Origin of the sequence: Pseudoclavibacter soli DSM 23366 (genome assembly GCF_000423505.1) — a bacterium.
GTDB lineage: Bacteria > Actinomycetota > Actinomycetes > Actinomycetales > Microbacteriaceae > Pseudoclavibacter_A > Pseudoclavibacter_A soli.
In genome coordinates this window covers 47,670-69,557 of record NZ_AUIC01000004.1, presented here as the reverse complement: position 1 = coordinate 69,557, position 21,888 = coordinate 47,670, and the positions used below count along the sequence as shown (strand labels likewise).

Below are 21,888 nucleotides of genomic sequence, written 5' to 3'. Positions count from 1 at the left end.
GTCGAGCAATCAGCCGGGCAGCATCCAGCCCAGCACCGGAGTCGACTGCAGACCTACGATGAGGCAGACCACAACCAACAAGCCGATCGACCAGGGCAGTGACTTGCGCAGGATGCTCGATTCCTGCCCCTTGAGATCGACAGCAGTTGCCGCGATGGTCAGATTCTGGGGGCTGATCATCTTGCCCACAACGCCGCCCGACGTGTTGGCGGCCACGAGCAGGTGCTCGTTGATACCCAACTGGTGGGCAGCCGTCGACTGCAGCTTGGCGAACAGCGCGTTCGCCGAGGTGTCGCTGCCGGTGACTGCCGTGCCGAGCCAGCCGAGGATAGGCGACAGGAAGGCGAAGGCGAGACCGGTGCCGGCCAGCCACTGACCGATCCAGATAGTCTGGCCAGACAGGTTCATCACGTAGGCGATGGCCAGTACCGTCGCCACGGTGGCCAGCGACACCCGCGACTTCACGATGGTGTGCCAGAACTCGGCGAGCGCCTGCCCCAGCGAGGTGGCAAACTTGCCGTTGGCCGTGAAGATGCTGTACACGATAGCGACGATGATGCCGGTGATCAGCAGCGTGGTGCCTGGCGACGAGAGCCAGCTGAGGGTGTATGTGGCTGACGACGATACGGTGCCGTCGGCCTTCAGCAGATCGGTACCGAGCAGCGGCCAAGTGATCTTGAGGTCGGTGGAACTCAGCCACTTGGGCACGTTGACGCCGATGGTCCAGAGCTTCGTGACACCGAAGAGCACAACGACCAGCGCGTACGGGAACAGCGCCATCCAGACACGAGTGCCAGACAGCGGCTCTTCGGTGACCTTCGAACGCTGGTCTTCAGGGGTGGTGGGCTTCCAGAACTTCAGCAGCACCGTGGCGACGACGAAGCCGATGAGTGCCGCGACCACATCGGTGAGCTCGTAGACGAAGTGATGGGCGCACCACCACTGAGCCACGGAAAAGCTCACACCGGTGAGCAGTGCAGGGAACCACAGCTGCTTGACGCCGCGACGTCCGTCAAGGATGAACAGCAGCAGCAGTGGCACGACCCACGCAACGAGCGGTGTCTGCACACCGACGGTCTGTGCGATGCCCTCCGCTGCTACGCGGGAGTCGTCGGGGGCGATGATGCCGCCGGCTGTGGTGATCGGCACAGCCATAGCGCCAAAGGCGACAGGAGCAGTGTTGGCCACCAGCACAGCGAGTGCCGCACGAAGCGGAGGCAGACCAAGGGCCACCAGCATCACGCCGGTGATCGCAACCGGTGCACCGAAACCGGCCAGAGCCTCCAAGAGACCGCCGAAACAGAAGGCGATGAGCACGGCCTGGATGCGCATGTCACCACGACCCACGCTCGAAAAGATACGCCGCAGGTCGTCACTGCGCCCTGAGAGCACCGTGACCTCGTAGAACCAGATGGCGGTGACGACGATCCACATGATGGGGAACAGACCGAAAACCGCGCCTTCGGTAGCCGCCGCCACAGACAGTGCCCACGGCATTTTCATGCCGAAGATCGCGACGCCGAGTGCAGCAATCAGGGCCCCGAGTGCCGAGCGAAGTGCGCTCACCCGCAGGCCGCCGAGCAGCACGAAGAAGACGACGAGGGGAATGAGCGAGACCAGTGCAGTGACTGGCACACTGCCCGCAATGAGGCTGAGATCTGTATTGGGTACGAAGGACTCGCTCAGCAGCAGGGGGGGTGCTGAAGACATGTTCTCTCCTTTGAGGACGTCGGATGGCGCGGTTGACTGCGCTTTTGGTGCAGATTATCGGCTGTGGTCAGACCACGTCAAATCGAATTTGACTGGCTGTCACGTGAATGGATGTGAGTCAGGCGAGCTACAGGTGCGCAACTCAGACCGTGGTCGGCTGGGTGAGCCGGTTGTACCACGTGATGTGCTCTTCGACGAGAGCGGCAGCCCGCGCGTTGTCGTGCGTGCTCAACGCCTCGAGAATGGCGCGATGATGCTGCTGCAGGGTGGCGCTGGTGGCCGGCCAATCGGGCAGCTGTTCGGCACGCTCGAGGGTGTGGTCAGAGATGGCCTTGCGCAGGCCGTCCATCAGTGTGCTGATCAGTGGGTTGCCAGCGGCTTTCGAGATCTGCGCGTGGAATGCGGCGTCGAGAGCCAAGAACTGCGCCTTGTCGAGGTCGGGCTCGTCCATGCGGTCGAGCAGGCGCGAGGCGTCATCCCAGTCGTTGTAGCTCGGATCAGCGTTGCGGGCAGCCCAAGTCTCAAGCAGCAGGCGGGTTTGAACGACCTCGCCGAAACCCACATGATGGGTGGCGAGCTGGAGGTTGAAGGCGAGAGCCAGGGCCTCTTGCGGCTCGGCCACAACGATGGTGCCAGCAGTGGGGCCGGAGCCGGTGGCTGAGGTGAGCGTGCCGAGTGCCTCGAGCACTCGCAGCCCCTCGCGAACTGCACCGCGAGACACACCGAGCTGTTCGGCAAGGGCGCGTTCGCCGGGGAGACGGTCGCCGATGGACAGCGACCCATCGGCCAGCTGTTCTCGAACCCAAGACATCACCGTCTCATGCACCCTCACAATATGAGGGTACCCTATGTTGCCGTAGTGCCGCTGATGGAGTGGAATGGGCGTCACGCGCGCACCACGACGGTGTGGTCAGACCACATTCGACGGTGTGCGTCGGGGGAGACCGTGGCGCAGGGTGCGCCATGCCGAAGGAGGCACCATGAAGGTAGGAATCTTCGCGACCTGTCTGGCGGACACCATGTATCCCGAGGTCGTACGAGCCACCGCAAAGCTGCTGACCCGTCTCGGACACGATGTCGTGTTCCCTGAAGGGCAGACCTGTTGCGGACAGATGCACATCAACACCGGGTACCAGAAAGACTCGATGCCGCTGGTGCGCAATTACGTCGACACGTTCGGCGACGCATCGATCGATGCAGTCGTCGTGCCCAGCGGGTCGTGCACTGGGTCAATTCGACATCAGCACCCGCTGGTGGCTGGCAAATTCGGCGCCGACTCGCTGCAGGCCCAGGTCGCTCAGGTCAACGACAAAACCTATGAGCTCTCCGAGTTTCTGGTCGACGTGCTCGGCCTGACCGACGTGGGGGCGTACTTTCCGCACAAGGTCACATATCATCCGACCTGCCACTCGCTGCGCATGATTCACGTGGGCTCCAGGCCATATCGACTGCTCAGCCACGTCGACGGGCTCGAGCTCGTAGAACTGCCCATGCAGCAGGAATGCTGCGGCTTCGGTGGCACCTTTGCCGTGAAAAACGCGGCAACCTCCACCGCAATGGTCGAAGACAAAGTGGCGCATATCGCCGAAACCGGAGCAGAGTACTGCACGGCTGGCGACGCATCCTGCCTGATGAACATCGGTGGCGCCATGAGTCGTCTGCAGATGGGTACCCGCACGATTCACCTGGCGCAGATTTTGGCGGCGACCCGTGAAGATGCCGACCAGCGCATGAGCCTGGAAGGGGTGGTCGCATGAGCACCTTCCTCGGCATTCCCAGCATGCCTCCGGTGGCTCCAGCCGGCGTGGGCAACCTGCGCGGCGAGCAGAAGTTTCCTGACGCAGCGATCCCCGAGCTGGCCAATGAACAGCTGCGGCGCAACCTGAACTTCGCCACACACAAGATTCGCGACAAGCGACTGCACGTGACCGCCGAGCTGCCCGACTGGCAGCGCCTGCGCGACGCTGGCTCCTCGATCAAACGCTACGTGCTCAACCACCTGCCTGAGCTGCTCGAACAGCTTGAGGCGAATGTGACCGCCCACGGCGGCCACGTGCACTGGGCCCGTGATGCAGCCGAGGCGAACGAGATCGTTCGCGCGCTGGTTGCTGAGCGTGGTGAGAGCGAAGTGCTCAAGATCAAGTCGATGGCCACCCAAGAGATCGGGCTCAACGAGTATCTCGAAGAGCACGGCATTCATGCGCAGGAGACCGATCTCGCCGAGCTGATCGTGCAGCTGGGTCACGACAAGCCTTCGCACATTCTGGTACCGGCCATCCATCGCAATCGCACCGAGGTGCGCGACATCTTTCTGAAAGAGATGCCCGGTGTCGATCCCGCTCTCGACGATGACCCGGCGCATCTAGCCGAGGCGAGCCGTCGGTTTCTGCGGGAGAAGTTTCTGAAGTCGAAGATCGCCATCTCGGGTGCCAACTTCGGCATCGCCGAGACGGGCACACTGGCCATCTTCGAGTCAGAGGGCAATGGCCGCATGAACCTCACCCTGCCCGAGACGCTGATCTCGGTCATGGGCATCGAGAAGGTGCTGCCGAAGTTCACCGATCTCGAGGTGTTCACCCAGCTGCTGCCGCGCTCGTCTACCGGTGAGCGCATGAACCCGTACACGTCACTCTGGACCGGTGTGACCCCGGGAGACGGGCCGCAGGATTTTCACCTCGTGCTGCTCGACAACGGCCGCACACACGCGCTGGCCGACCAGCTGGGGCGTGAGGCGCTGAAGTGCATTCGCTGCTCGGCCTGCCTGAACGTATGCCCGGTCTACGAGCATGCCGGCGGCCATGCCTATGGGTCGACCTATCCAGGCCCGATCGGGGCGATTCTCTCGCCTCTGCTGACTGGTATGAGCGATTCGCACGACCCCAACAGCTCGCTGCCTTACGCCTCGAGTCTGTGTGGCGCCTGCTTCGAAGCATGCCCGGTGAAGATCGACATTCCGTCGATTCTCGTCGAACTGCGCGACAAGAAGGTCGAGACGGTCGGCAGTGGGCTCGAGAAGCCCATGATGAAGGCGGCTTCGATTGCCATGAGCAGCGGCCCGAAGTGGCACGCGGCCCAGGCTGCGGCGGCACTTGGCGGCCGGCTTGCCGGTCGAGATCGCAAATTCGAGAGCCTGCCGTTCATCTTCGGCGGCTGGACGGATGCGCGTGACCTCTCTGCGCCAGCCACGCGCAGTGGCCGCAAATGGTTCCGCAGTGCTGAGGGTGCCGCAGAGCTGCAACAGGAGCGCGCTCGTGCGGCAGCCTGGCAGGCCACGTTGGCCGCCCAGCCCCAGCCCGATGACGGGCCGATCGACTGGCAACCGCGCCCGAAGCCGGCGCAACGAGATGGGAGCGCACAATGAGCGACGCACGCACAGAGATTCTTGGGCGCATCACCGATGCACTCACGCTGACACCGGTTGCCGATGAACCGATCGTGCGCGACTACGACGCCGAGATCACCCTGCCCGACGACGAGCGACTCGATCTGCTGATCGATCGCCTCGAAGACTACAAAGCGCAGGTGATCAAGGCACGGCCCGAGGGCATCCCTCAGGCTGTGGCGCAGGCTCTGGCCTCGGTGGGGGCCCAGCGCATCGGTGTGCCAGCAGGTCTTGAGCCTACTTGGCTGGCCGAATTCACCGGCGAGGTGCAGATCGATGACGCATCGATCCCGGCGCCCTCACTGGCCGATCTCGACGCGATCGTCACCGGCTCTGCCGTCTCGTGCGCGGTCAACGGCACGATCCTGCTCGACGGCTCAGCAGACCAGGGCAGACGCGCGCTGACGCTTGTGCCCGATGTGCATGTGTGTGTGGCTCGTGACGCCGACATCGTCGTCGATATGCCTGCGGCCATCCGTCGGCTGAGGCCCGAAGCGCCGATCACGATGATCGCCGGCCCGTCGGCGACCTCTGACATCGAGCTGCAGCGAGTGGAAGGCGTTCACGGCCCCCGCACGCTCATCGTGATTGTGGTGTCTGACCGTTATTGACCTTGTCACGCCCAGGCCGCTCAGGTGGCGCACAGGTTTGGCACAGGCACTTGATCGGCCCACATCACTCGAGGCAAAGGCACGACCGCTGCAATAGAGTCATCGCCCTCAACTGAGGGCCTGATTTCTCAAGGAGTGGTCATGGAGCAGCGCGAGCAGAGCACGTCGACGACCCAGCCGACGGCAACGGCAAACGAACAGGTATACCCGCAGGCCAGCGCACCACAGGTGCCGCCCACGCCTCCGGCTCCGCCCTCCGGTGCACAACCGTCGGCAGCAGTCGGCTTTGGCGCGCCTGCGCAGAGGAGTCAGCAGCCCTACCCGGTTCCATCTTTCGGCGGGTACGGTGCAGGCGGTTCGGCAGGATGGGCACCGTACGCGCCACAGCCGCCCGCTCGGCGATCCAACTCGTGGCTGATGCTCGTAGTGGGCGTGCTTGTGGGGCTGGCCATTGCCGCAGTCGTGGTGTTCAGCGTGAACGCGTTCTCGACGTCGACGACTACCGGGCGCACGCCCTCCGGCTCAAGCTCGCAGGGCCAGAGCGGTCAGAACTCGCAGAACTCGCAAGGCGGGTTTTCGGCGCAGGGCACCTCACAGCAGGTGCAGACCGCAACTGACGAGCAGGAGCGCGGTGTTGTTCTGATCGAGACCACGCTCGGGTATGAAGACGCTGAGGCGGCCGGCACCGGCATCGTGCTGAGCAGCGACGGTCTTGTGCTGACCAATCACCATGTGATCGAAAGCGCCACTGAAATTCAGGTGACCATCGCATCCACCGGCAAGGCATACCAAGCCAGTGTGGTGGGCTATGACGATGCGAAAGACGTAGCATTGCTGCAACTGCAGGGCGCGAGCGGTCTCGAGACTGCGCAGCTGGACGATGACGGCGTGACACAGGCCGAGGCAGTCACCGCGATCGGCAATGCCGAAGGGCGGGGCATTCTGGTCGCGGCAGATGGCACCGTCATAGCAACGGATCAGTCGATCACCACGCAGGGTGACTCGGGCGACTCCGAGTCACTGAGCGGGCTGATCGAGCTTGATGCCGATGTGGTCTCGGGCGACTCGGGCGGCCCGGTTATCGATGCCAACGGTGAGGTGGTCGCCATGACGGTAGCTGCCAGCAGCGGCAGCACCGATGTCACCGGCTACGCCATTCCGATCGAGACCGTCACCGCTGTGGTTGAGGCGATTCAGGCCGGCGAAGAGTCAACGACTCTGCACATCGGCGAGAACGCGTTCTTGGGGGTTGAGATCTCATCGTCTCAGAGCGGCAGCAGCTCGACCGGGCGTGGTCGCCAGCAGAGCACCACGACAGTGCAGGGCGCAACAGTCGGCGGCGTGATCGACAACACCCCGGCCGCCCAAGCGGGGCTGGTTGCCGGTGACGTGATCACCGCAGTCAACGGCACCACGGTCACCAGTGGCACCGAGCTGAGCGAAGATCTTGCGCAGCGCGAACCCGGTGAGCAGGTGCGCATCACCTACACCGATACGGCCGGCAGCAGCCATACGGTCACAGTCACGTTGATTGCTGGCCCAGTGGGCTGAGCCGATCGACAGTGCACATCGAGGGCGTCCGGGCAGACCCGGACGCCCTTTCGTGCGCTAGGCTGGTGCATCGACACGGGGTGCCCGCAGCAGGCGGGCTGAGATCACACCCGTCGAACCTGATCCCGTTGACCCGGGCGGAGGGATTGTCGAATGAGGCACGATTCGTCGCGCGCGCCTGCAGCTGCGCCAGTGCACCTGAGTGAGGTCGCCTGGCGCCCGATGGGCTCGGCCGCTGACGTACTCGCTGGAGTGTCGCTCACTCTCAACGCCGGTGAGCGTCTCAGCCTGGTCGGCCGCTCGGGCTGCGGCAAAACCACCCTGCTGCGGCTGATCGCCGGTCTGCTGCCACAGTCGCAGGGCAGCATCGCGATCGGCATGGCCGAAATCGATCAGCGCAGAGCAGCGCAATGTGCCCTGGCCTCACAAACCGACACGCTGCTGCCTTGGGCTCGCCTCGACGACAACGTGGGGCTGGGCCTGCGAGCGGCGGGGGCCTCCCGCGCGGCAGCCCGTCGCCAAGCGGCAGCAGCCCTTGATCGATGGGGGCTGGGCGGCCGACGCTCTGCCCGGCCCGATGAGCTCAGCGGTGGCATGCGACAGCGTGCGCAACTGATGCGTGCTCTGCTCAGCGAGCGCCCGGTGCTGCTGGCCGATGAGCCATTCGGGGCGCTCGACGCCATCACACGCAGTGCAGCTCGGCGCTGGATGCGCGAGGTGCTCGATGACCTCGGCACCACCCTGGTGCTGGTGACCCACGACATCGAAGAGGCGCTGTTGATGGGCGACCGGGTGCTCGTGCTCGGCGGAGCCCCCGCACAGATTGTGCTCGAACGCGACGGTTGGGGGCGCGCCGGGGTCGATGACGACGATCTGATTGCCGAGCCGAGCTTTGTGCGTGCGCGTCGAGACCTGATTGCCGCTATCGCCGAGGATTCCGCATGCGCGGCCTGAGACACTGGGCGCGCCCCATCATGCCGCCAACCCTGGTGGTCGTGCTCGTGTTCGCGGCTTGGGCATGGGCCACGCGCCCGGGAGGTGTGCCAGCGTATGTGCTGCCGAGTCCGTCGGCGGTCATCCATGCGCTGATTTCGCAGTGGCCCGAACTGCTCGGCCCCGCTGCCTGGGTCACCGCGATTGAAGTGCTTGGCGGCCTGGCTCTCGGGCTCGTTGCCGCAGCAGTGCTCGTCGTGGTGATCGATGCCTCGGCGCTGTTGCGACGGGCACTTGGCTCGCTGATTCTGGCCTCGCAGAGCATTCCGGTCGTGGTGATCGGCCCACTGCTGACTATCGCACTGGGCTATGGTGCCGCCCCCAAGATCATTGTGGTGGCGCTGCTGTGCTTTGTGCCGGTGACGGTGAACGCCCTGAGCGGCCTGCAGACTGTGCCGCCGGCGCTGCTTGAAGAACTCCGGCTGCTGGGCTCGTCGCGGTTGCGCTGGCAGGTGCGCATGCGTTGGGCCGCGCCTCAGGCGATGGATGGCCTCAGGGTCGCCGTGATGTTCGCACCGGTCGCCGCTGTGTTTGCCGAGTATTCCGGGTCGACCGACGGCTTGGGGTTCGTGCTCATGCAGGCCATTCCGCGGCTGCGCACAGATGTGGTGTTCGCCGTCGTGATTCTGCTGACGGTGATGAGCGCCGTGCTGCACGCCTGCGTGCCAAGGTTCGCGCTGCGCCCGACTGGTCGCCGCCGCAGACTCCCGAAGACGGAGACGAGAGGAGAGACACTATGAGAAGACGAGGACTGCTGGCCGGAGCCGCCATGATCGCAGTCGGTACACTGGCATTGAGCGGGTGCACCGGGGCAGGTGAGCAGCAGGCCAACGAGAAGACCCAGGTCAGCGTGCTGCTCGACTGGACGCCAAACCCCGACCACCTGGCGCTCTATACGGCGCAGCACATCGGCGCATATGACGAGGCCGGGCTGGCCGTTGATCTGCAGACGCCGGGCAACACGGCAGATGCGGCAAAACAGGTGTCGCTGGGGCAGGTGGATCTGGCCGTCTCGTATGAGCCAGACACCCTGATTGCGGCGGGAGAGGGCCTCGACGTGGTGTCGGTGGCCGCGCTGGTGCCCACGGCGCTGACGTCACTGACCTATCGCGACGATGCCGGCATCAGCGGTGTGGCCGATCTGGCCGGCAAGCAGCTCGGCATCTCGGGGCTTGCGTCGCAACAGCCGACCATCGACTACATTGCACGGCAGGCTGGCATCGACCCGTCGAGCATCGAGACAGTGAACCTGCAACAGGGCATCAACCAGGCGTTGATTGCCGGCACCGTGCCCGCCACGTTCGGGGCGTTTGTGAATATCGATGGGGTTGAGCTGGCCGATTCGGGCGACTTCACCAGCGTGCCGGTGACCGAGCTGGGGGTGCCCGACTACGATGAGCTGGTGATCATCGCGCAGAAGTCGCGGCTCGAGTCTGACCCCGACTACGCGCAGCGAGTGCGTGACTTTCTGAGTGCCACTGCCAAAGGACAGCAGGCTGCGCGTGAAGATGCCAGCCAGGCGGTGGCCGGGCTTGCTGAGGTCACCGATGGGGTCTACAGCGAAGATCTGCTCGCTCGGATGGTCGACGCCACTCTGGCCGCGGTGCCCGAAGACTGGTCGTTCGGTCAGCAGTCACCCGAGCAGTGGCAGACCTACGCCACATGGATGCGCGAGAACGACCTGCTGTCGACTGACGTTGACGGCGCGACAGCGGTAACCACGGAGTACGTGCCGAGCGCTGGCTGATCGGCTGCTTCTGCGAGTTCGTTGGTCAGGATGCGTGCTCGTTGGTCACCAACAGGTGCTGTGGTGACCAGCGGTCGCACGCGGTGACGAGTGAGCGTGCACCCAGCGCTGAAACGCACGATGGCGCCGGAACCCTCTCGGGCATCCGCCGCCATCGTGCGTGTATGAGAGGTGTCAGATGACGCCCTGAGCGATCATCGCGTCAGCCACGAGTGAGAAACCGTGGATGTTCGCGCCCATTACGTAGTCACCGGGGTGACCGTATTCGTCGGCGGTCTGCTGCACGGAACGGTGCAGGCGCTTCATGATGTCGGTCAGGCGCTGCTCGGTGTATTCGAAGGTCCAGGAGTCGCGGGAGGCGTTCTGCTGCATCTCGAGCGCACTGGTGGCCACGCCGCCGGCGTTGGCCGCCTTGCCGGGGCCGAAGAGCACGTTGGCCTTCTGGAAGGTGTGCACGGCATCAGGGGTGCTCGGCATATTGGCGCCCTCGGCGACGGCCTGCACGCCCGAGTTGACCAGGGTGCGGGCATCTTCGGCGTTCAGTTCGTTCTGCGTGGCACAGGGGAGGGCTACGTCGATCTGTTCTTCTTTGGCGATCGACCAGAGGCTGCCGCTCGTGCGGTACTGCACGCGGCCACCCTTGCGCTCGGCGTACTCGGAGATGCGAGCGCGCTCGTCTTCTTTGATCTGGCGCAGCAGATCGAAGTCGATGCCATCGGGATCGTAGACCGCGCCCTGCGAGTCGGAGGCGCCGACGACGGTGCCGCCGAGCTGCTGCACTTTCTGGATGGCGTACAGGGCGACGTTGCCCGAGCCCGAGACCAGCACCTTGCGACCGTCGAACGACTGGTCGCGAGTGGCGAGCATCTCTTGGGCGAAAATGACTGCGCCGTAGCCGGTGGCCTCGGTGCGGGCGCGCGAACCGCCCCAGCCGATGCCCTTGCCGGTGATGACGCCTGACTCGTAGGCGTTGGTGAGGCGCTTGTACTGGCCGAACAGGTAGCCGATTTCGCGGCCGCCGACGCCGATGTCGCCCGCGGGCACGTCGACGTACTGGCCGATGTGGCGGTGCAGCTCGGTCATGAACGACTGGCAGAAGCGCATGACCTCACGGTCGCTCTTGCCCTTGGGGTCGAAGTCGGAGCCGCCCTTGCCGCCGCCGATGGGCAGGCCGGTAAGCGCGTTCTTGAAGATCTGCTCGAAGCCGAGGAACTTGACGGTGCCGAGCAGCACCGAAGGATGGAAGCGCAGGCCGCCCTTGTAGGGGCCGAGCGCGGAGTTGAACTGCACGCGGAAGCCACGGTTGATGTGCACGCGGTTGTGATCATCGATCCAGGGCACTCGGAAGATGATTTGGCGCTCGGGCTCGCAGATGCGCTGCAGCACTGCAGACTCGCTGTACTCGGGATGGCGGTCGATCACGGGGGCGAGCGACTCGAACACCTCATGCACGGCCTGATGAAACTCGGTTTCACCAGGGTTGCGGGTCAAGACGGTCTGATAGACCGAATTGATGAATTTCGCGGACGTGGACGTGGACATAGACAGACCTCTCTGGGCTCGAACGTGCTGCGTCGAGACCGTGATGGATGGCACGGTTCTGGGGCCGCGCCATCCATCAGTCTATCGGTCGCACATCAGAAGATGGCGTCGATCTTGGCCTTGTCGCGCACCGCACCCTTGTCTGCCGAAGTCGCCAGTGCACCGTAGACCTTGAGCGCCGTAGACACCTCGCGCTGGCGGTCGACGGGGTGATAGCCCTGAGACGCCTCGAGCGCGGCACGGCGCTGCGCCAGCACCTCGTCGGGTACGTCGAGGGTGATGGTGCGGTTGGGGATGTCGATGGTGATCTGGTCACCGCTTTCGACCAGCGCGATGGTGCCGCCGGAGGCCGCCTCAGGTGAGACATGCCCGATCGACAGCCCCGACGTGCCGCCGGAGAAGCGCCCGTCGGTGATCAGCGCGCACTGTTTGCCGAGGCCGCGCCCCTTCAAAAACGAGGTGGGGTAGAGCATCTCCTGCATGCCGGGGCCGCCCTTGGGGCCCTCGTAGCGAACCACCACCACGTCGCCGGCCTTGACTGTCTTGTCGAGGATTACACTCACCGCATCTTCTTGAGACTCGACCACCACTGCAGGGCCAGAGAACTTGAGAATTGAGTCATCGACACCTGCGGTCTTGACCACGCAGCCGTCTTCGGCGAGGTTGCCGTACAGCACGGCCAGGCCGCCGTCGGCCGAGTAGGCGTGCTCGACGTCGTGGATGCAGCCACCAGCAGCATCTAAATCGAGGGTCTCCCAGCGCTCCGACTGCGAGAACGCCTTGGCGCTGCGCACGCAGCCCGGCGCGGCATGGAACAGCTCCACAGCCGTGTCGCTGGCCTTGCCGCCGCGCACATCCCACTCGTCGAGCCAGCCGACCAGATCGTCGGAGTGTACCGAGTGCACGTTCTCGTTGAGCAGCCCGCCGCGATGCAGCTCACCCAAGATGGCGGGGATGCCCCCGGCGCGGTGCACATCCTCGACCAGGTAGCTGCCGTTCGGGGCCACCTTGCACAGGCAGGGCACGCGATGCGACAGCTCATTGATATCGCGCATGGTGTAGTCGACGCCAGCCTCTTGGGCGGCGGCGAGCAGGTGCAGAATCGTGTTGGTCGAGCCGCCCATCGCGATGTCCATGGCCATCGCGTTCTCGAAGGCGTCGCGGGTCACAATCGAGCGCGGCAGAATGCTTGCATCGTCATCGTCGTAGAACCGGTGCGCGAGTGAGACGATGAGACGACCAGCCTCTTCGAAGAGTGCGCGGCGTGCGGTGTGCGTGGCCAGTGTGGTGCCATTGCCGGGCAGCGAGATGCCGAGCGCCTCGGTGAGGCAGTTCATCGAGTTGGCGGTGAACATGCCCGAGCACGACCCACAGGTGGGGCAGGCGTTTTCCTCCAGCCGGGCAAGGTTCTCGTCGGAGAGGTTGGGGTCGGCGGTGCCAGCCATCACCGAGATGAGCTCGACGCGCTTACGCACCGTGCCGTCGACGAGCACTGCGGTGCCGCCCTCCATGGGCCCACCCGAGACGAAGACGGTGGGAATGTTCAGACGCAGGGCCGCCAACAGCATGCCCGGGGTGATCTTGTCGCAGTTCGAGATGCAGACCAGGGCATCTGCCTGGTGCGCGTTGACCATGTATTCGACGGAGTCGGCGATCAGATCGCGGCTCGGCAGTGAATAGAGCATGCCCGAATGCCCCATGGCGATGCCGTCGTCGACGGCGATCGTGTTGAACTCACGCGGAATGCCGCCGGCCTCGGTGATCGCCTCGGAGACCAGGCGCCCGACCGGGGCAAGGTGGGTGTGCCCGGGGACGAACTCGGTGAAGCTGTTGGCGACGGCAATAATGGGCTTGCCGAAGTCGCTTCCGTTGACGCCGGCGGCGCGCAGCAGAGCGCGTGCTCCGGCCATGTTGCGTCCGTGGGTGACTGTGCGTGAGCGTAAATAGGCCATTCGTCAATGGTACGCCGAAACCGCGCGGCACCCGCCACGCAACCCTCACCATGGTTATGCTCAGTTCATGCCTTCTCGCACCCCCGGGCCCGGCCTGCATCTGCGTCGGGTCGCGCGTCGCACCGCCATCACCGCATGGATGCTCGCAGCCGCTTTCATCGCGTTGGCCGTCATCGGGCGGGTCGCCTTCGCGGTCAGCCCCTGGCCGTACGCACTGCTGATCAGACACGCCTTCGATACCTCGGGTACCAGCGCCAACGAGCAGCTCGCCGCTTGGGCGGCGCAGGACGTGCGCGCCATCACCGATCTGTCATACACCTACCGCGACCGCGCCGACGAACAGCTCGACGTGTACACCGGTGAAGACGGCGCCGCGCGGCCGACGATCGTGTGGGTGCACGGCGGCGGCTGGGTCGGCGGCGACAAATCGGCGGGGGAGAACCATGCCCGAACCCTCGCCGGCGCCGGGGTGACCGTTGTCGAGATCAACTACACGCTCTCGCCGGAGGCCACCTACCCGACGGCCGTGCACCAGCTCGACGCCGCCGTCGGATATCTCGTCGCCCATGCCGCCGAACTCGGCATCGACCCCGATCAGCTCTACGTCGCCGGGGACTCCGCCGGCTCGCAGATCGCCGCCGACTGGGTCACCGCGGTGACCTCCAGCACGTCCGCGGCCCGGCTGGTGCTCACCCCGAGCATCTCCGCATCACAGCTGCGTGGGGCCATCCTGTTCTGCGGCGCCTACGACGCTGAGCGCCTGGGCGACGCCGGAGACTTCCAGCAGTTCGTCGACGCGGTGCTGTGGGCATATACCGGTGAGCGAGACTGGCGCTCCTCGACCGCGCTGGCCGACAGCTCGGTCATCGACAACGCCACCGCCGATTTCGTGCCCACCTTCATCTCGGCAGGCAACGGCGACCCGCTGCTCGAGCAGTCACAGCTGCTGGCCGAGCGGCTCGAAGAGCTCGGCGTCGAGGTCGACGCGTTGTTCTACGACGACGACCACGAGCCGGCGCTGCCTCACGAATACCAGATGCTGCTCGACGAATATCCAGAGGCCGTCGACGCCACCGAGCGCATGCTCGCCTTCATCGCAGCGATGAGCCCTGGCTATACAATCGACACCACACTCACCCGGCGCTGAGCGTCGGTGCACCACTCGCCGACCAGAAAGGTCATCCATGACGGAGCCGACCCCCCAGTCCGCCGACCGGCCAGCCGACTCCGGGCGTGCATACCGCACCACTGCAAACGCCCTCGGTGCGATCATCTTCGCCAGCCGGTGGGTGCAGGCTCCCCTCTACATCGGGCTGATCATCGCCCAGCTCATCTACGTCGGCGTCTTCTGGGTTGACCTGTGGCATCTGTTCACCGATGTGTACCACGTGTGGACGGGCACGGCCGACGCCACTGAGGTGGAGAGCTTCGAGACCACGGTGATGCTGACCGTCCTCGGCCTGATCGACGTGGTGATGATCGCCAACCTGCTGATCATGGTCATCATCGGCGGCTACGAGACCTTCGTATCGAAGGTCAACGTCGACGGGCACCCCGACGAGCCCGACTGGCTCTCGCACGTCAACGCCAACATCCTCAAAGTCAAGCTGGCCATCTCGATCATCAGCATCTCGTCGATCCACCTGCTCAAGACGTTCATCGAGGTCGGCGACATGGGCGCAGGCGACGAGCACACCCTCACCGGTGAGCAGTACACCTTCAACGGCGTGCTCTGGCAGGTGGTTATCCACTGCGTGTTCATCCTCTCGGCCGTGGCGCTGGCCTGGATCGAGCGCATCCAGCGGGTGAACATCCACGAACGCGGCGGGCAGGCGGACGTGTCCGCGGGCACACACTGACCATGAGCGCTCATCCCGGCAGCAGTACACCAGCGGCGCGCCTGACCGTGCCGAAGCAGGCAGACTCGCGCACCAGGGCATCCCTGATCGCGGGGTTTGGCGCAACCGCCGCGCTGGCAGCCACGGCGATTAGTGCCGGCCGACTGCTCGATCGAGCCCTGGCTGGCGAATCACTGGCCGCATCAGTTTCGTGGCTTATCGTCTGGGCAGTGCTCACCGTTGCGCTTCGCTGGTTGGCCGATTGGATGCAGGACGCCGCCTCGACCACCATTGTCGGCGATCTGCACGAGCGGGTCTATGCCGGGGTGACCCGAGACGGTCAGCAGATCGATCCCGGTGCAGCCGCACGTCTGGCGACCTCGTCGATCACCGACTACGCGACCTTCCGGGCACAGTTCCACGGCTCGATCGTTGCGGCTGTCGTTGCGCCGATTGTGGTGATTGTGGTGATCGCGGTGTCGGTCGATCTGCCGGCAGCACTGGTGCTGCTGGCGGCGACCATCGTGGCTACGGTGCTGGTCGGCGGGCTGCAGCGGCTGACCCTCAAATCGATGGCGGGCTACCGGCGCCGAGCCGGGCAGCTGTCGGTCGAGTTTCTCGAATCGCTGCAGGGTCTGCGCACGCTCTCACTCTATGGCGCCGGCGGTCGCACGCTGCAGCGCATCGCGGCCTCGAGCGAAGCCCAGCGTCGCGAGATCATGCGGCTGCTGCGGGTGAATCAGACCATTATTCTTTCGCTCGACGCCGTGTTCTATGCGTCGGTGGTGGGGTCGGCGACGGTGATCGCGCAGCTGCGGGTGCACACTGGTGCACTGACCGCAGGCGTGGGCGCCGCGTTGGTGCTCTGCGCGCTGGTGATGAGCGCACCACTCGATGTAGTGGGACGATTCTTCTATCTGCGAGCCGCTGGCAAGCGTGCCGAGTCAAGCCTGGCGGGGGCGCTCGGAGTCGAGTCGTCTGCGGCGTCTGCCACAGCGCGAGCAGCTGAACCGCCCACCGGCGATGCACAGCTGCAGCTGGCGGGTGCCACAGTGATCGTCGATGGCGACCGCACGGTGCTTCACGACGTCGACTTGACGGTGGCGCCGGGTGATCGTCTGGTGATGGTGGGCGAGAGTGGCTCAGGCAAGACCACGCTGCTGCGCCTGCTCGAAGGCACGCTGGCGGCTTCCGGTGGTGCCGTGCGACGCCGCGCCGGGGCCACCATCGTCTCGGTGGTGCAGAACCCCCGCATCTTCTCGGGCACGGTGCGCAGCAACCTGCGTCTGGGCGAGCCAAGTGCCGACGATGCCAGGCTCTGGCAGGCGCTGCGCGAAGCCGGCCTGGCCGATGCCGTGCGCGAACTTCCCGACGGCCTCGATGCGCCGGTCGGCGAGCTCGGCGCCGGGCTCTCCGGCGGTCAGCAACAGCGGTTGGCCATTGCTCGGGCCTTGGTGCCGAGCCCTGACGTGCTGCTCGTCGACGAGCCCACCAGCGGTCTCGACCAGCAGCGCGCCCGTCAGGTGGTGCAGTCGCTGTCTCAGCTGCCGACAGATCTGGCCATCGTGGCGGTCACACACCAACCCGAGCTGTTCAGCGGGTTCGGTCGCGAGCTGAAACTGACCAACGGGCGCATCACCAGCCAAACCGGCAACGACACGGGGGAGGCATCATGACGCGCGCCGAGCATCCTGACGCATCGACGCCTCAGACGATTCGGCGCCTGCTGCCGATGACGCGGGGCTTTCGCGGCTCACTCAGTATCTCTTTGCTGTGCCGGCTGATCTCTCAGGCCAGCGGTGTGGCCGCGCTGACGGTCGGGGCGGTGCTGGTGGTGACCGACGCGGTGCCCCTGTGGCAGACCGCGCTGATCATGGTGGGCATCGCTTTGGTCAAAGGGCTGAGCCGTTACGCCGAGCAGTACTTCGGGCATCGCGTCGCCTTCACCGTGCTCGCGAGGCTGCGTGTGCGCTTCTTCGCCGCGCTGGTGCCGCAGGCGCCCGCAGTGGCCACGGGAGCGCGCACCGGCGACCTGCTCTCGCGCTCAACGCGCGACATCGACCGGCTCGAGGTGTTCTTTGCGCACACCATTGTGCCGAGCATCAGCGCCGTGCTGCTGAGCGCTGGCTTCACGGTGGCGGCTGGGGTGTGCGCCGGATGGCCGATTGCCACCGCGTTGGCCCTCGGGCTGCTGCTGTCGATATCGGTCGCACTGATGTACCCGGGTGCCGGTCGCCGCGCTGCCGCAGCTGATGCTGCCGTGACCGGCGGCATCTCGCAGCACATCTCTGAGACGTGCGCCGGACGTGAAGATCTGCGTGGGCTGCATGCCTTTGCTGCGCGCGGCGCAGACTGGTCAGCGCTGGGGGAGCGCCGCACCCGTGCCGCAGCGCGACTGGGTGCGCTGGCGCGTCGCCGTCAGCTGGCATTCGACATGCTCTGGCTGGCCACCTTTGTGGCTGTATCGGTGCTCGCAGCGTTCGACGTGGCTGCGGGCAGACTCACCCTGGCCCCTGCTGCTGTGGCGTTGGCATTGACCTTCGGTGCGTTCGCCAGCACAGAGCCCGTGGTCGGCTTCGTCAATGAATGGCGGCAGGTCTGCGCGGCCGCTGCCCGAGTGCAGTCAGTGCTTGACGCCACGCCAGCGGTGCCGGAGCCGACCCCTGAGACGCAACCTTCTGCTGAAATCGCACCGCGTGCATCGGCCTCGACAACAGATGCATCGGGGGCTGAGATTCGCGTGCACGATCTGCGCTTCTCGCACGGTGACTCAGCCGCTGCGCTGCAGGTGCCCGATCTGCGCATTGCTGCTGGCGCACAGGTGCTGATCACCGGCCCGAGCGGCAGCGGCAAATCGACGCTGCTCGATCTGATCGCCCGCGTGTGGGATGCCGACGCTGGAAGCATCTCGATTGACGGCGTCGACGTGCGCAGCATGGGGCGAGCCGATCTCGTGCGCCGCGTGGCCGTGATCGACCAGCGCACCTTCGTGTTTACCCGCAGCATCGCCGAGAACCTGCGCATCGGTGTGCCCGACGCCACCGACGCTCAGTTGCTTGAAGTGTGCCGGCAGGTGCGTCTGGGCGAGCTGATCGAGCGACTGCCGAAGGGGCTCGACAGCGTGCTGGGTGCTGGGCACGGCAGAGTTCGCCTGTCTGGTGGCCAACTGCAGCGGCTGGCAGTCGCGCGTGCGCTGCTGACCGACGCGCCCATCCTGCTGGCCGATGAGATCACCTCACAGCTCGATGCCGAAACGGCGCGTCAGATTCGCTCCCTGGTGCTGGGTGGCAGCCAAGGGGGCACGGTGCTGTGGGTGTCGCATACCGACGATGCTGCGAAGTGGCCCGGGCCGGTCGTGCACATCGACGAGCAGGGGCTGGCGCGCGTCGAACCGGCTCAGGCCTGATCAGCCACCTGGATGTCGCGGGCGGCGGGCAGCCCGATGTCGAGCGAGCGGCCGTTGAGTTCGATCGTCATGGTGCCGGCCACTTCGACACGACCTTGCACCGTGACCACGCTGTCGATGCCCAGACCGATGCCGGTCAGGTAGCGCAGCATTTCGGGGTTCTCGTCAGAGACCCGGCGCACTCGCACTGTGGTGCCGACGGCCACCTCGCTCAGCGGACCGGCATCGAGCACCGGGATGCTGCCATCGGGCTGGGGGATCGGGTCACCATGGGGATCTCGGGTGGGGTGGTTCAGACGGGCGTCGAGTCGCTGCACCATCAAGTCGCTCACGGCGTGTTCGAGCACCTCGGCCTCGTCATGCACTTCATCCCAGTCATAGCCCAAGTAGCTGACCAGAAAGGTCTCGATGATGCGGTGCCGTCGCACCACCTGCACGGCTGCGGCCTCACCGGCCGGCGTTAGCACGATGGTGCCGTAGCGCTCGTGTTCGAGGAACCCCTGTTCGCCAAGGCGGCGCACCCCCTCTGACACCGTCGACCTGGTGAGCCCGAGGCGTTCGGCGATCTGCCCGGTGGTCGCCGGTGCATCTGACCATTCGCCGAGCTGCCAAATCGCTTTGAGATAGTCCTGGTTCGACTGCGAGAGATCGGCGGCAGATTGCATACGCCGATTGTAGCGGGCTGCTGATTCCCCGTCGTTGCCAGTGGCATGCGGCATAATGGGACGGGTGATCAGGCAGGAGAGCAACGATGTCCGCTAACGACTTCCCGCAGCCATGGCTGGCTCAGTACCCGGCCAATGTGCCGACAACCATCGGCCCGCTGCAGCACCGCAGCATCCCCGATCTCATCGACGCGACCTGTGCGCGTTTCGGCGACCGCCCGGCCTTCACCAACCTCGGGCAGACCCTGAGTTTCACCGAGGTGGGGCAGCTCTCCGATGACTTCGCCGCATATTTGCAAGTAGCGCTGGGGCTGCGTCCCGGTGATCACATCGTGCTGCAGATGCCCAATCTGCTGCAGTATCCGGTGGCGTTGTTCGGCGCGCTGAAGGCCGGCCTGATCGTGGTCAACGCCAACCCGCTGTACACCGCACACGAGACCAAACAGGTCATTAACCAGTCCGAGGCCAAGGCCATCGTGGTGCTCGATGTGTTTGCCGACAAAATCGAGCAGATCTACGATCAGACCACGCTGCAGCATGTCATCGTCACTCGCCCCACTGATCTGTTCCATGGTGCGCGGCGTCACCTGATTAATGCAGGCATTGCGGTTAAGCGCATGGTGCCCAAATACTCGCTGCCGCAGGCGGTCTGGCTGCGCGATGCGCTGGCTCATGGCGCAGATTTGCAGCATGTGCGCCCCGAAGCCGGCCCAGATGACGTCGCCCTGCTGCAATTCACCGGCGGCACAACGGGCACCCCCAAGGGTGCCATGCTCACGCACGCCAACCTGATCTCCAACGGTCAAATGATGATGTCCTGGATGGAGCTCGTGCTCGACGAGGGCGGCGAGGTCGTGCTTGCTGCACTGCCGCTCTACCACGTGTTCTGCATGACCGTGAACTGCATGTGCTTCTTTGCCTACGGGCTGCACAACGTGCTGGTCACCAACCCGCGCGAGGTCGACGCTCTGGCCAAGACCATCATTCGCTACCGCACCTCGGTCATCATCTTGGTCTCCACTCTCGCGCAAGCCCTGCTGGACAACAATCGCTTCCGTCGAGCCGACTTCGACTTCTTGAAACTCACTGTCGCAGGCGGCATGGCTCTGCGACCGGCCACCGCCTACGAGTGGCAAGACCTCACGCAGCGCCCCATGCTCGAAGGCTATGGGCTCACCGAGGCCTCACCAGTGGTCAGCGTGAACCCGACGTGGGCAGAGCCGATCATCGGCACCGTGGGCATTCCCCTGCCGTCGACCGACATCAAGGTGCTCGACGCCGACGGCCAGGTAGCGCCGTTCGGCGAACCGGGCGATCTCTACGTGCGCGGCCCGCAGGTGATGGCCGGCTATTGGCACAAGCCCGAAGAAACCGCCCAGGTGCTCTCGGCAGACGGGTGGCTCGCCACCGGCGACATCGCCGTGCTGCGCGAAGATGGCTATTTCACCATCGTCGATCGCAAAAAGGACATGATCTCGGTCTCCGGATTCAACGTCTACCCGACAGAGGTCGAAGACGTGCTGGCGGGGCATCCGCGCATCAAAGCCGCTGGGGTCATCGGTGTGCCAGACGCGCACTCAGGCGAGGTCGTCAAGGCCTTCATCGTGCCGGCTGACGCCGCCCTCACCGAAGACGAGGTGCGTCAGTATGCGCGTCGTTATCTCACCGGCTACAAGCGGCCGCGCTACATCGAGTTTCGCGACGAGCTGCCCACATCGAACGTGGGCAAGGTCATTCGCCGCGAGCTGCGCGATTGAGCGCGCCAGCATCCACCACACTGGTCGTCGTGCCCACCTACAACGAGGTGGAGTCGTTGCCAGTGCTGCTGCGACGGTTGCGCGCGGTGCACCCTGACCTGCCCGTGCTGGTCGTGGATGACGCCTCTCCAGACGGCACTGGCGAGCTGGCAGACCAACTTGCCACGGCCGATGCACACCTTGTAGTGCTGCACCGCGCTGGCAAAGAGGGGCTCGGGCCGGCCTATATCGCCGGCTTTCACTGGGCCGCCGAACACGGCTACGACTACGTGGTTGAAATGGATGCCGACGGGTCGCACCAGCCGGAGCAGCTGGCTGCACTGCTCGATGCAGCTGCCCCAGATGTGCTTGTGCTGGGCTCCCGATGGGTGTCGGGCGGGTCGACACAAGACTGGCCGTGGCATCGACAACTGCTCTCTCGCTCGGCCAGTTGGTATTCGCGCACGCTGCTCGGGCTCGGCACCCGAGATATCACCGCAGGCTATCGGGTGATCCCTGTCGCGCTGCTTGAAGAAATCTCACTCGAGAACGTCGAGAGCCATGGGTACTGCTTTCAGATCGACGTGCTGCGCAGAATAGTGGCAGCTGGCCACTCGGTGGTGGAGGTGCCCATCACCTTCGTCGAGCGCACCGCAGGAAAGTCGAAGATGGATCTGCCGATTGTGCTAGAAGCGATGCGTCGCGTGACCGCATGGGGAGTGTCTTCGCGACTCGGGCGCGGTTGAACAGAGTAG

General features: G+C 65.1%; 18 protein-coding genes and 1 riboswitch. Of the genes, 13 read left to right on the top strand and 5 right to left on the bottom strand.

What is annotated here, in order from left to right; translation table 11 throughout:
• Positions 1-9: 9 nt before the first annotated feature.
• Both G557_RS0103260 and G557_RS0103255 read right to left on the bottom strand, forming a co-directional pair.
• Positions 10-1,710: an L-lactate permease gene (locus G557_RS0103260; RefSeq protein WP_028244935.1), complete on the bottom strand. Its 1,701-nt coding sequence runs from the start codon at positions 1,708-1,710 to the stop codon at positions 10-12.
• A 142-nt stretch (positions 1,711-1,852) separates the two neighbouring features.
• The gene (locus G557_RS0103255) at positions 1,853-2,521 is read right to left on the bottom strand and encodes a FadR/GntR family transcriptional regulator (protein ID WP_036961008.1); all 669 of its coding nucleotides are present in this window, start codon (positions 2,519-2,521) and stop codon (positions 1,853-1,855) included.
• A gap of 169 nt (positions 2,522-2,690) precedes the next feature.
• Between G557_RS0103255 and G557_RS0103250 the strand changes: the two genes are divergently transcribed.
• The 7 genes from G557_RS0103250 to G557_RS0103220 all read left to right on the top strand — a co-directional run bounded on the left by G557_RS0103250 (position 2,691) and on the right by G557_RS0103220 (position 9,994).
• Positions 2,691-3,467, top strand: a complete 777-nt coding sequence (locus tag G557_RS0103250; RefSeq protein WP_028244933.1) for a (Fe-S)-binding protein — start codon at positions 2,691-2,693, stop codon at positions 3,465-3,467.
• A complete protein-coding gene (locus tag G557_RS11380; protein WP_084626962.1) occupies positions 3,464-5,071 on the top strand; it encodes a LutB/LldF family L-lactate oxidation iron-sulfur protein in 1,608 nt (535 codons plus the stop codon). The genes G557_RS0103250 and G557_RS11380 overlap by 4 nt, the downstream gene beginning before the upstream one ends.
• Complete coding sequence (locus G557_RS0103240) at positions 5,068-5,703, top strand: LutC/YkgG family protein (RefSeq protein WP_028244932.1); 636 nt, start codon at positions 5,068-5,070, stop codon at positions 5,701-5,703. Before G557_RS11380 ends, G557_RS0103240 begins: the two co-directional genes overlap by 4 nt.
• A 141-nt stretch (positions 5,704-5,844) precedes the next feature.
• Complete coding sequence (locus tag G557_RS11375) at positions 5,845-7,254, top strand: S1C family serine protease (RefSeq protein ID WP_051224392.1); 1,410 nt, start codon at positions 5,845-5,847, stop codon at positions 7,252-7,254.
• 66 nt (positions 7,255-7,320) lie between these two features.
• Positions 7,321-7,418: riboswitch (TPP riboswitch) on the top strand.
• Positions 7,408-8,208, top strand: a complete 801-nt coding sequence (locus tag G557_RS11370) for an ABC transporter ATP-binding protein (RefSeq protein ID WP_084626961.1) — start codon at positions 7,408-7,410, stop codon at positions 8,206-8,208. (Overlaps the previous riboswitch by 11 nt.)
• Positions 8,196-8,987 (top strand): ABC transporter permease, encoded by a 792-nt coding sequence (locus G557_RS11365; protein WP_084626960.1) that lies wholly within the window; start codon positions 8,196-8,198, stop codon positions 8,985-8,987. Before G557_RS11370 ends, G557_RS11365 begins: the two co-directional genes overlap by 13 nt.
• Positions 8,984-9,994 (top strand): ABC transporter substrate-binding protein, encoded by a 1,011-nt coding sequence (locus tag G557_RS0103220; RefSeq protein ID WP_028244931.1) that lies wholly within the window; start codon positions 8,984-8,986, stop codon positions 9,992-9,994. Before G557_RS11365 ends, G557_RS0103220 begins: the two co-directional genes overlap by 4 nt.
• Before the next feature lie 174 nt (positions 9,995-10,168).
• On the opposite strand, the gene gdhA is transcribed toward G557_RS0103220, so the two are convergent.
• Both gdhA and ilvD read right to left on the bottom strand, forming a co-directional pair.
• Positions 10,169-11,536, bottom strand: a complete 1,368-nt coding sequence (gene gdhA / locus G557_RS0103215; protein WP_036961003.1) for an NADP-specific glutamate dehydrogenase — start codon at positions 11,534-11,536, stop codon at positions 10,169-10,171.
• Between the two features lie 95 nt (positions 11,537-11,631).
• Complete coding sequence (ilvD, locus tag G557_RS0103210) at positions 11,632-13,488, bottom strand: dihydroxy-acid dehydratase (protein ID WP_028244929.1); 1,857 nt, start codon at positions 13,486-13,488, stop codon at positions 11,632-11,634.
• A gap of 67 nt (positions 13,489-13,555) precedes the next feature.
• Here ilvD and G557_RS11360 point away from each other — a divergent pair, with 67 nt between their 5' ends.
• The 4 genes from G557_RS11360 to G557_RS11350 are packed head-to-tail and all read left to right on the top strand — an operon-like array spanning position 13,556 to position 18,732.
• Complete coding sequence (locus tag G557_RS11360) at positions 13,556-14,635, top strand: alpha/beta hydrolase (RefSeq protein WP_051224389.1); 1,080 nt, start codon at positions 13,556-13,558, stop codon at positions 14,633-14,635.
• 37 nt (positions 14,636-14,672) lie between these two features.
• Positions 14,673-15,347: a TIGR00645 family protein gene (locus G557_RS11355; RefSeq protein ID WP_084626959.1), complete on the top strand. Its 675-nt coding sequence runs from the start codon at positions 14,673-14,675 to the stop codon at positions 15,345-15,347.
• 2 nt (positions 15,348-15,349) lie between these two features.
• On the top strand, positions 15,350-17,002 hold the full coding sequence (locus tag G557_RS0103195) for an ATP-binding cassette domain-containing protein (RefSeq protein WP_028244928.1): 1,653 nt from the start codon (positions 15,350-15,352) through the stop codon (positions 17,000-17,002).
• On the top strand, positions 16,999-18,732 hold the full coding sequence (locus tag G557_RS11350; protein ID WP_036960998.1) for an amino acid ABC transporter ATP-binding/permease protein: 1,734 nt from the start codon (positions 16,999-17,001) through the stop codon (positions 18,730-18,732). The genes G557_RS0103195 and G557_RS11350 overlap by 4 nt, the downstream gene beginning before the upstream one ends.
• On the opposite strand, the gene G557_RS0103185 is transcribed toward G557_RS11350, so the two are convergent.
• Positions 18,723-19,397 (bottom strand): metal-dependent transcriptional regulator, encoded by a 675-nt coding sequence (locus G557_RS0103185; protein WP_028244927.1) that lies wholly within the window; start codon positions 19,395-19,397, stop codon positions 18,723-18,725. The two genes, G557_RS11350 and G557_RS0103185, sit on opposite strands and share 10 nt — an antisense overlap.
• Positions 19,398-19,483: 86 nt before the next feature.
• On the opposite strand from G557_RS0103185, the gene G557_RS0103180 reads away from it, so the two are divergent.
• Positions 19,484-21,154, top strand: coding sequence for an AMP-binding protein (locus G557_RS0103180; protein ID WP_028244926.1), 1,671 nt, complete (start codon positions 19,484-19,486; stop codon positions 21,152-21,154).
• A 29-nt stretch (positions 21,155-21,183) separates the two neighbouring features.
• Positions 21,184-21,879 (top strand): polyprenol monophosphomannose synthase, encoded by a 696-nt coding sequence (locus G557_RS0103175; protein WP_245542759.1) that lies wholly within the window; start codon positions 21,184-21,186, stop codon positions 21,877-21,879.
• The last annotated feature ends 9 nt before the right edge of the window (positions 21,880-21,888 follow it).